Source organism: Flammeovirga aprica JL-4, from assembly GCF_012844305.1.
Lineage (GTDB): Bacteria > Bacteroidota > Bacteroidia > Cytophagales > Flammeovirgaceae > Flammeovirga > Flammeovirga aprica.
Genome location: NZ_JABANE010000042.1, coordinates 62,637 through 72,292, shown reverse-complemented (window position 1 = coordinate 72,292; position 9,656 = coordinate 62,637). Strand labels below are relative to the sequence as shown.

Here is a 9,656-nt window from a genome sequence, read left to right as displayed (position 1 = left end):
AAGAATTAACTGTAATTGGGATCCGCTTTCGCTGATCTTATAATTACTTTTTCATTACATCAAAAGAACGTTTGAACCGAAGTTCAATGATCTGTTTTTCAGATTTTTATTTCATTTAAACCGTTGCTTAAATGTGCTTCGTTTTCCAGAAGCGAGTGCAAAGGTAAGAACTTTTTATTTTAACTTCCAAATCTTTTTTCAAAAATTTTTGAAGTTTTTTTTGTTGATTTTCTCAACGCTCAACACTCAGTATTTGTCACTTCAAAAGAGAAGTTTTAAAAGCCTTTCGTTAAAAGCGAGTGCAAAGGTAAGAAGAGAAATTTAATTTGCAATGCTTATTTTGTTTTATTTAGAAACTTAATTTACATCGCTGATTTTCAACTGAATCAAATACCTTTTCATTATTTCAACTACCCGAGTCGGGTTGTCACATAGGACAACCCCTACGTTTGTTTTTTCCTCAGCCGTTTGCTGAAGGGAGTACAAAGGTAATAGGATGTTTTTTAAATGCAATAACTTCTATAAAAAATTACATTAAATAAACGCAAATAAATTCATCATCAAAAAGGAATGTAGCACTACACACAGGATAACTTATTAATCAACAACGGATTAGCTAGGTTCTTTCTTAATTCTGATTGATATACTTTGATCCAAAAAAATATATCAAGCCTGCGATAATTAATGAATCAAAGAAGTAAATAGACGTGATTGTGATAGTTTCGTAGTAGCTCAATAAAGAAATACCACTACTGACCAACCATGCTGTTAATGCTAATATCCCCCATTGTGGTCTATCTTCTAGTTGGTAATTCTGCTTTTTAAGTAGGAAAAAGTCTATAATATAGATTGCAGAAACTGATGGGGTGAATACTCCTAATAAGGAAAGAAAGTCAAATAAGTGATCTGAAAACCGACCTAATGCTAATAATGTTCCTAATAAGCTTGTAATGATACATAGCTTTTTGAATGTAAACTTTTCTGATATTGTAGAGAAAGTCAACACTACTGAATAAAGGTTTGTGGCATTAGTCACCCAAGTAGTGATAAAGAGTAAAACAAATGCTGGTAAAATCAATCCCATCATCTGCATCATTTTCATGATATCTTTCTCTCCAGTATTGATCGCTAGGATGGCACTAATTAATAATACTAATGGAAATCCGAGCGTCACTCCTAATACTGATATTAAACTATGCTTATCATTATGGACAAACCTTGAGAAATCTGCCATTAATACGGGTAATAAAATGGAGGAGCCAATTAGAATGGAAGTTGCTTCGAATGTAGAAAGGGTAGGTAACGTTGGTGTAAAGTTGATAATCTTATTCCATGTCATGTTTTCATCAAAGGAATAAAACATTACTCCTATTAAGAATAATAATAGAAATGGCACAAAGAAATTGGCGAGCCTTTCTAAACTTTTTATTCCATACATGGTGCTAAGGGTAATTATAATACTGCTCCCAAATATGACTACCCAAAATGGTGTTTGAAATTCGAATAAGGATAAAGTGGTATCGTTGATGGCTTCGGCGAGTAATTCTAACGCCACTGCATACCAACCCAACAAACAAATACCTATCATTAGATTAATAAGTTTTACGCCTTTTGTTCCGAAGGGAAAACTCAAAATCATATAAGTGGAAAGACGGCTTCTATTTCCGATTAGCGTAGTACAAAAACTCAGCATGGTAAGGACCAATGTAGAAACACCAAATGCGTAAAGTGCATTTTCAAACCCTGCCTCTAGTGTAATTTCTGACCCTAAGTATAAAATAGGCAAGCTCACTCCCGTCCCTGCTATGATGAGGGCAATTGCCCATCCGCTCATAAAGTCCTTCGCTTCTACCTTGGAAGTTGTATACTGATTCTGATCACTCATAGGTTTGTTGGTCTGTTTGTTTTAGTTTGTCCGCCAAAGGTAATAAACTTGGTAAACATACTTCTCCGTCCTTAATGATCAAGGTCTCGTCAAACTTTATCGTTACTTTTTCCACAACTCCATCAAAATGAGAAGCAGCTTCTTGACCATGTGGTGGCATGTCCATCGGGCTAGTGTAGCCAAATCCAAAATCAACACCGCCCCATACTCTTTCATCTTCGACGATATCTCCTGACAACTCAGTCACACCTGGATTTAAACCGATCATGTTGTGGGAAATCTTGTACATGTTTTCATCCTTGAATGAAGAAATGTATTCTTTAAATTGATCCGCTTCTTTGTTACCTTCAATTTTTATAATACTTCCCTCTTCCATCAAAAACTCTACTCGGTTTTCTCCCGAAAGGTCCGCATTCATTAAGGTATCAAAAACGATCTTTCCTTCCATACTTTTCAGTTTGGGAACAATATTGACATAGCCAGGAGCAGTACCGAAAATGGGGGTAGAGTAGTCACCATCATCAATGTCAAAAGCATATGATAAATCAATGTCGTATTTCACATCAGTACCATTGGCACTTGAAATGTGAATGGTCTTGCTCCTTTTGGCTAAGTCCAACACCTCATTTAATAGGTGTTTTAAAGTAGGAATATCAAAGTGAGTAAAAATTCTTAACAAAGAATCAATAGGGCTGTCTCCTAAAATTAGGTAGCGTAATTTCTTATTTTGAGCCATCGCGGTCTCCCAGATATCAGAATACAGCATGACGATAGATTGTAAATCGATCCACACATCTACATTACACAACGCTGGGGTTAATGCTTCGTGAGGCCAATATTTCATTCCATCCTGTCCGTCGTATTTTGCTTGAGGTACGATCAAAACTAATGGCTTTGCCTTCAAACTTTCTACTTCTTTTGCTAGAGCATTGACCAAATCCATATCTGAACCGGAATCGGCTGTCAATGCAACAATCTCCCCTTCTTGGACCTTAAACATGGTTTGAATAAGGGTCTCACAAAACTTCTGATATCTGTAATCCAAAATTGTACTACTTTATTAAGGTGAAAGTTGCTCTAAATACAAGGACAAAAGAAAATGAAGAAATATGGTTCTTGTTGTGGTTCGGCGGACGTTGCAATGCAACGTCCCTACAGCGGTATCCAACATAAAGAATACTCTACCATGATATTTCTTCTTCTGACCTTGTACTTACCCTTCCCCCTTTTATTATTTAATTCTTAAAATCGAACTGTCATAGCTGTACCGAAAGATCTTGGTTGACCTCTCCACGCTACATCATCAGGGCTACCCACAAATTGTCCTGGTGAAAATTCCTGGTAGTATTGTTGATTCATGATGTTATTACCCCACACCTCAAATTCAAACATTTTGTAGCTCACCGAGAATCTTGCATTCAATAAATTATAAGCATCTGAAGTATGTTCTTCTAGGTTGCTTTCATGCCAGTACGTTTTTCCGGTATGATCTAAATTGATGAAGCCGTTGAACCTCATTTCTTTTGTGATTTTGAATGATGAAGAAAGGTTTACCCCAAAATTGCTTACCGGAACGAATGGCGTTTTATTTCCATTGTATTTACTATTGTCAGTCACATCAGAGTTTTCTCCACCTGTTGTTCCTCCTTCTATGATCTCAGAATCTGACATACCATAGTTAAACCCTAAATCAAGATACTTGCTCAAACGGAATTTGGTATCTACTTCAAAACCAATCACACGGCTTTTATCATAGTTATAAATACCTCCATAAAAATCTGTCAGGTCTAAAATGAACTGTTGTTGATTCGTGAAATCGGTATAGAAAGCTGAACCGTTGATGATGATTCTTTCATTCCAAGCGGATGTTTTAAAACCGAATTCATAGTTATCCGTCAACTCGTCTTTAAAGTCTTTATTGAATAAGTTCGTCACTGCGGGGTTGAATCCTCCTGTACGGTACCCTTTTCCATAATTGGCAAATAGTAGGATGTTTTCTTTGGCTTGATAAGATAATGAGGCTTTCGGTTGGAAGACGTTGTTTGATCTTGATGATTTTACGTCATTCAGTCGGTCATCCTGCTCAAAGTTGTCAATATCAAATCTGAAACCTAATGAAGCTGTTAGTTTGTTTGTGATTTTATAATCTAAAAATCCGAATAAAGCTACAGTCTGCGTTACATTAGTAAGGTCAGCGGCAACGACGTTGAACTGTTCCCATGTATCATAATCTCTGACTAATCCATCTTGATAGAAAGGTTCGTCTACGATCTGGAAAAATCCACCAAAACTCCAATCCAATTTTGAAGCGTTGTTTCTATTCTCAATTCTGATTTCTTGATTGAAAGTAGTTGAAGAAGTTACTTCATTTTGGGTAAAGTCATCATAAGGTAAGAAATCAAGATCGCCATATGTTTTTCTGTCTACTTGATTGAATGAAGTGATACTTTGAATATTGAAATGGTCTGCTCTGTAATTGACCTTCATATTTCCGTTGTGATTGATCATACTTGATTGTCCAAGCACATCACTTACAATTGTATTATTTCCTTCTTTTGGATTCGGATCCAATGCTCCACCTGGCTCTTGCACACCATCAACTTCATAACCCGTTGGGTTCACCGAATAATAAGCGGCACCACCTTCCAAATTAAAATGCTGATATCCTACTGAAACACTCAATCGATCTGTTAAATCGGCTTTCAGCTGACCTCTAATATTGAAATCCTTTCTGAAATCAACATATTCATTCAAGTAGTCATTCTTTAATAAACCATCTGAATCTTTGTATTGGGTAGAAAATCTGTAATATAATTTATCATCGACAATTGCTCCTGAAGATACAAATTGCCCTGTTTTAGCATTTCCGTTGGCATAACCTACTTTCAATTTATTACTCATAGTATTTGTAGGTTCTTGCGTATAAATATTGATGGCTCCACCAATCGCATTTTTACCATACAAAGCACCTTGAGGTCCTTTTACTACTTCCACCAACGCTAAATCATATAATTCTTGATTCAATAAACTTGGATCAGCAACTGTTACTCCATCAATTACAAATGCAACCGGAGCGTCTCCTCCTCTCAGTTGAGGAATACCACGTACAGAAATGAAGTTGTTGCCTACCGCTTGTGAAGTATTGAATTTCATATTGGGTACCAACGTTGCAAAAGCACTCAGATCAGTAATACCTGCATTTTTGATTCCTTCTGAATTAAGTGCCTGTACTGATTCTGGAATGACTTGAATGGATTCAGTTCTTCTTCTCGATTTACCCACAACTCCCATAAATCCTACAACATTCACCTCTTCCAGTTGTTGAGCATCTTCTTCTAAAACGATTTCTAATTTATTCTGATTTACGACTTCAATTTCTTGAGTGATGAATCCAGTGTAAGAAATCACAAGGGTCGATTTTTCTGGAACGATGATTTCAAAATTGCCATTAAAATCCGTTACGGTTCCTGAAGTTGTGCCTTTCTGTATTACCGTAGCACCTATTAATTCTTGATTATCGGCAGAAGTAATTGTACCCTTGATGATAATATTTTGCGAAAAAACAGAGGTAGTAGTAAAAAAGACTAGTAAAAGTATTAATTGAATTTTTTGCATAATGATTGTCTTGAAAGTGATGAGTAACGTTAGTTCAGTGAAATGGACAATGAAATAACTTCGTAATTATACCTTTATCCTCTGTTTTATTGTTTCTTTACAATTCCTAATTATTTATTTTTGAATTCCGATATAATTTTTAGGAAAATAATGGAAAAAGCGAAAAACCAAGATATAAACAGTATTCGATATACTTCTCATTGCTTTGAACAACTCATCAAATTGGTCATTCAGCAATTTACTTTAAATCACAATCAGTACACTCCAAAAAGGGTCACGCAACTTTATGGGTTTGGTAATTATGATCCAAATGAACCCAACCTGAAAAATGATTTTGAAAAGCAGTCCGGCGACTTTGTCAATGGAAAGTACTTATATGATAAAAACAGAGCACTGGAAAGCGGAAAGATTCAAATCAAAATCAATAGCTATTACAGTCAGTTGATGGTGAACTATATCGGCTATCAAGATTTTTATGATTTTATTGATAATGAGATTGAGGATGTTGAAGAGAAGGAAAAACAATTAGAGTGGCTCAATCAGAAACAGAATGTTGAAAATAGCTATTACATTTCTTATCATTTCGGGGAAAACAAACAGGTAATCAAAGGTCAGGTTGAGATTTATAATGATTGGAAAAATGTAAAGTATAAGTACATCTACCACCAAAATGATGGCACTTACAAAGAATTCCATTATCAAGGACAGTTGACGAAAAGGGTAGATATTATTCATATTCGAACGAAAACGCTAATGGATAATAAATTGGTGGATAGCGGTGAGGATATATTGTACGCCGGTCATATCGAACCGAACAGCAGTCCTTTTTTAATCGGTACTTATAATGCTTTTGATATTTATAACCGTGTGATTGCTGGCAAATTGATTTTTGAGAAATTCGATTCTAAAGATGAAATGATTGAGGCTTCTTTGAAAAGGGAGATTCCAAATTATATTATTCAGGAAATCAGAAATCAATTGATTATGAATAATGGTAGAGTTCCTAATTCATCACTTGAGATTTCTTCTAAAAGTCCTTTTGCTTCTACTTATGAAAAGCTGACAGGGAGTTATCAAATCAACTTCTCTTATGCTGAAAATGACTCTGCTGATCTTCAATTCAACATTGATCCCATCACTTATAAAATCAGTTCTGCTACAGAAGGATGTATTTTCAAAAAAGACGATATTGATATAATTCAAAATGGTTCAGTGGTACATTTTAGTTTTCAATTGCTTGGGCTTTCCAAAGTACTCAGTGGTGAAATTTTCTTTAAAAGCTTTTATCTAAATCAGCTTGAGGAGCCTTTTGAAGGGGTGTTTAGTGGGATGGATCATGAAGGAAAGTTGATTAATGGGAAGGTGAGGATTGTAAAGAATGAAATGCCTACTTTTTCCAATAAGTAACTTTAATGCTTGACTTAAAGACACTACTTTCAAGGTTCTTTCTTCTTCATTTTTCCATTGATGAAAAACGAAGCAAAAAATCTAGGCTGTGAAGGCAAAAGCTAAATTTCATTCCTTTCACCTATTGAAAGGATAACTCGATCAAAACTTCATCGTTTTGAGATGCTCAAACAAGAAAATCATTTTTGACGGCTCATTACATGAAATTCTTAACGCTTTTCCATTCAATGCCATTGGGAGTACTACCTCATTCATAAGGGAAGAAAAATACTGGTGCAAATGTTAAGTGTAAGCGTCATTTGTGCCTAACGGATCATTAGAAATCTCCTGATTTCTAAACCAATTAAGTTCAATGAAAGGTTTGTTTATATGTCACTGCATAATTTTATCGTAAATTTGCATATCCTATTTTCATAAGCACCCATTTATTTGAAATGAAAAATATTTTATCAATACAATCACACGTTACGTACGGACATGTAGGCAATGCGGCCGCTGTCTTTCCATTACAATATTCAGGGTTTGAAGTTTGGCCGTTGAATACAGTTCAATTTTCTGGGCATACCCAATATGATGGATGGAAGGGAGATGTGTTTTCGGGAGAACATTTAAGAAATGTGTTAGAAGGAGTGTTTAGGCATACGTCAAAATCTTCGTGCGATGCAATTTTGTCTGGCTATCTCGGAAGCAAGGACACGGGTAATATTGTATATGAGATTGTAGCTGATATTAAAAAAGAGAATCCTGATGCGTTGTTCTGTTGTGATACGGTGATGGGTGATGTGGAAGCCGGTTTTTATATTAGTGAAGAAGTCCCTCCTCTTTATAAGAATAAAATTATTGAAGTAGCAGATATCATCACACCTAATCAGTTTGAATCGGAATATTTGAGTGATCAAAAAATCAAAACACTTGAAGATGCCAAGGAAGTCTCTCGACTTTTACATGCGAAAGGACCAAAATTGGTTTACTTGACTTCTTTAAAAATTGAAGAAACACCTTCAGGTCATTTGACTGTTTTACTGTTTGATGGAGAAAACCATTTTATCATTCACAATCCCATCATAGAAATGGGTGAAGTATATGGAACTGGAGATTTATTTGCCGCTTTGACATTGGCAAATATTCTGAATGGTTTCCCTGCCAATAAAGCTTTGGAAAGAACGATCAGCAGTATGTATCAACTTATTCAAGCTACCGCTGAAAAGAAAAGGCTTGAATTGGATTTGATTGGAAGTAGGATATTCTTTGAGCCTGAGCGTATTTTGTTTGAGGCGATTCAACTATAGATTTATTAATAAAAATGGAGATTATACTAATGTTGTACAATCTCCATTTTTTTATTCTTCTATAAATTCAGATCAACTTCTAAAACTGGTTCAAGTCTTAAGCTAAAAGCGTGACTTGGACCTGATAACTGAAAAAAAACTATGGACTTTTAGCTCTTTATGATATTTCTATAAGTCTTCAGACTTATAACATTTGTAAGCACAAGTGGCGCTTCGCTAAACACTTGCGCTAGAATTGATTCTTTTTTGAAAAAGTCCTATAAATTCTGATTAACTTCTCAAAAACTTCTTCGTTAACCACTTTCTTACTGGTTCATCATAGAATTTGACGAAAATGTATGACATCAGGATAGAGCTACCAAATACAGCAACTCCCCAAACTGCTGCCATTGTATAAGAAGTTTTTCCAGACAACACTTCATCAACTACCCATTTTGTGTAGATATAGATTAATGGATAATGTGTGATGTAAATCGGATAAGAAATATCTCCTAAGAATTTTGCTAACTTTTTAGTTTTCGGACTTTCGATTGTACCATTTGATCCAATGTAAACAATCAATGGAAATACAATAATGATTACTAAGGCTTCATACAAACCATTGATCCATGCAGTCTCTTTCCATCCTAGACTTGGAATAGCCAAAACGGTAAACATTAAAGCTGATGTGACCAGAAATGAATGTTTATAATGTTTTGGTTTCATAAACCTTGAAAGCAATAGTCCTGAAAGGAAAGGATAAGCTAATCGCAATGAACCAATTTTCAATTGCTCTCCATCTAATGACCAACCGCCTGCAATCACTCCTAATGGATTTGTTACAGCAAAGTGGATCAATAATGCTCCTGCAATTGCCGCTAAAATCATTAAGATGATATTAGGAAGTCTTTTTAAGATTAATGCATAAAGCGTATAGGCAATGTATTCAAAGAAAAGTGTCCAACCTGGACCATTCAGTGGGTACATTTCTCCCCATCCTCTGATATCTAAAGATTTCCCTACTGGAATCATTGTGAAACCAATCAACATCACCAATAACATTTTAGTCACTGGCGTATTTTCTATCAATGGAAAAACTGTTGGCGAGATTTGGGCATAAAATGTCACTGCTCCTACTATGGCACCGATGATCACCATAGGTTGCAATCTGATTACTCTTCTTTTGAAGAAACCTGTCAGGGTCATTTTATCCCATCGGTTATCATAGGCATAGCCAATCACAAAACCGGATAACACAAAGAAGAAGTCTACCGCTAAGTAACCGTGATTGATAATTTGTTCGTTTCTTTTCCCCAAAGCGAAAGCCTCAAGGATATGGAAGGCCACAACGATAACCGCCGCTACGCCCCTAAGACCGTCTAAGATCTCGAAATGTTTGTTGGAAGATTGATTCATGATGTAGTTAATGTCGCTCATTTCAATAATTCACAATATACATTTTTCATCTCTCTAACACTCTT

At 35.5% G+C, this 9,656-nt stretch carries 6 protein-coding genes; 2 read left to right on the top strand and 4 right to left on the bottom strand.

Going from position 1 to position 9,656, the window contains the following annotated elements; genetic code table 11:
• Positions 1–628 precede the first annotated feature (628 nt).
• The 3 genes from HHU12_RS16110 to HHU12_RS16100 form a co-directional block, all read right to left on the bottom strand.
• Complete coding sequence (locus HHU12_RS16110; RefSeq protein ID WP_169657777.1) at positions 629–1,885, bottom strand: purine-cytosine permease family protein; 1,257 nt, start codon at positions 1,883–1,885, stop codon at positions 629–631.
• Positions 1,878–2,885: a M29 family metallopeptidase gene (locus tag HHU12_RS16105; protein ID WP_169657776.1), complete on the bottom strand. Its 1,008-nt coding sequence runs from the start codon at positions 2,883–2,885 to the stop codon at positions 1,878–1,880. Before HHU12_RS16105 ends, HHU12_RS16110 begins: the two co-directional genes overlap by 8 nt.
• 242 nt (positions 2,886–3,127) lie before the next feature.
• Entirely contained in the window at positions 3,128–5,500 is a 2,373-nt protein-coding gene (locus HHU12_RS16100) for a TonB-dependent receptor (protein ID WP_169657775.1), read from the bottom strand.
• 150 nt (positions 5,501–5,650) lie between these two features.
• Here HHU12_RS16100 and HHU12_RS16095 point away from each other — a divergent pair, with 150 nt between their 5' ends.
• On the top strand, positions 5,651–6,907 hold the full coding sequence (locus HHU12_RS16095; RefSeq protein WP_169657774.1) for a hypothetical protein: 1,257 nt from the start codon (positions 5,651–5,653) through the stop codon (positions 6,905–6,907).
• Positions 6,908–7,341: 434 nt separating this feature from the next.
• Complete coding sequence (gene pdxY / locus HHU12_RS16090; RefSeq protein ID WP_169657773.1) at positions 7,342–8,196, top strand: pyridoxal kinase PdxY; 855 nt, start codon at positions 7,342–7,344, stop codon at positions 8,194–8,196.
• 270 nt (positions 8,197–8,466) lie between these two features.
• Here pdxY and HHU12_RS16085 read toward each other — a convergent pair whose 3' ends face one another.
• Positions 8,467–9,612 (bottom strand): acyltransferase family protein, encoded by a 1,146-nt coding sequence (locus HHU12_RS16085; protein WP_240970996.1) that lies wholly within the window; start codon positions 9,610–9,612, stop codon positions 8,467–8,469.
• Between the last annotated feature and the right edge of the window lie 44 nt (positions 9,613–9,656).

What these genes read in the sequence shown, in the direction of transcription:
- HHU12_RS16110 (WP_169657777.1), bottom strand. Translation starts at nt 1,885, where the DNA reads ATGAGTGATCAGAATCAGTATACAACTTCCAAGGTAGAAGCGAAGGAC.
- HHU12_RS16105 (WP_169657776.1), bottom strand. Translation starts at nt 2,885, where the DNA reads ATGTTTAAGGTCCAAGAAGGGGAGATTGTTGCATTGACAGCCGATTCC.
- HHU12_RS16100 (WP_169657775.1), bottom strand. Translation starts at nt 5,500, where the DNA reads ATGCAAAAAATTCAATTAATACTTTTACTAGTCTTTTTTACTACTACC.
- HHU12_RS16095 (WP_169657774.1), top strand. Translation starts at nt 5,651, where the DNA reads ATGGAAAAAGCGAAAAACCAAGATATAAACAGTATTCGATATACTTCT.
- pdxY (WP_169657773.1), top strand. Translation starts at nt 7,342, where the DNA reads ATGAAAAATATTTTATCAATACAATCACACGTTACGTACGGACATGTA.
- HHU12_RS16085 (WP_240970996.1), bottom strand. Translation starts at nt 9,612, where the DNA reads ATGAGCGACATTAACTACATCATGAATCAATCTTCCAACAAACATTTC.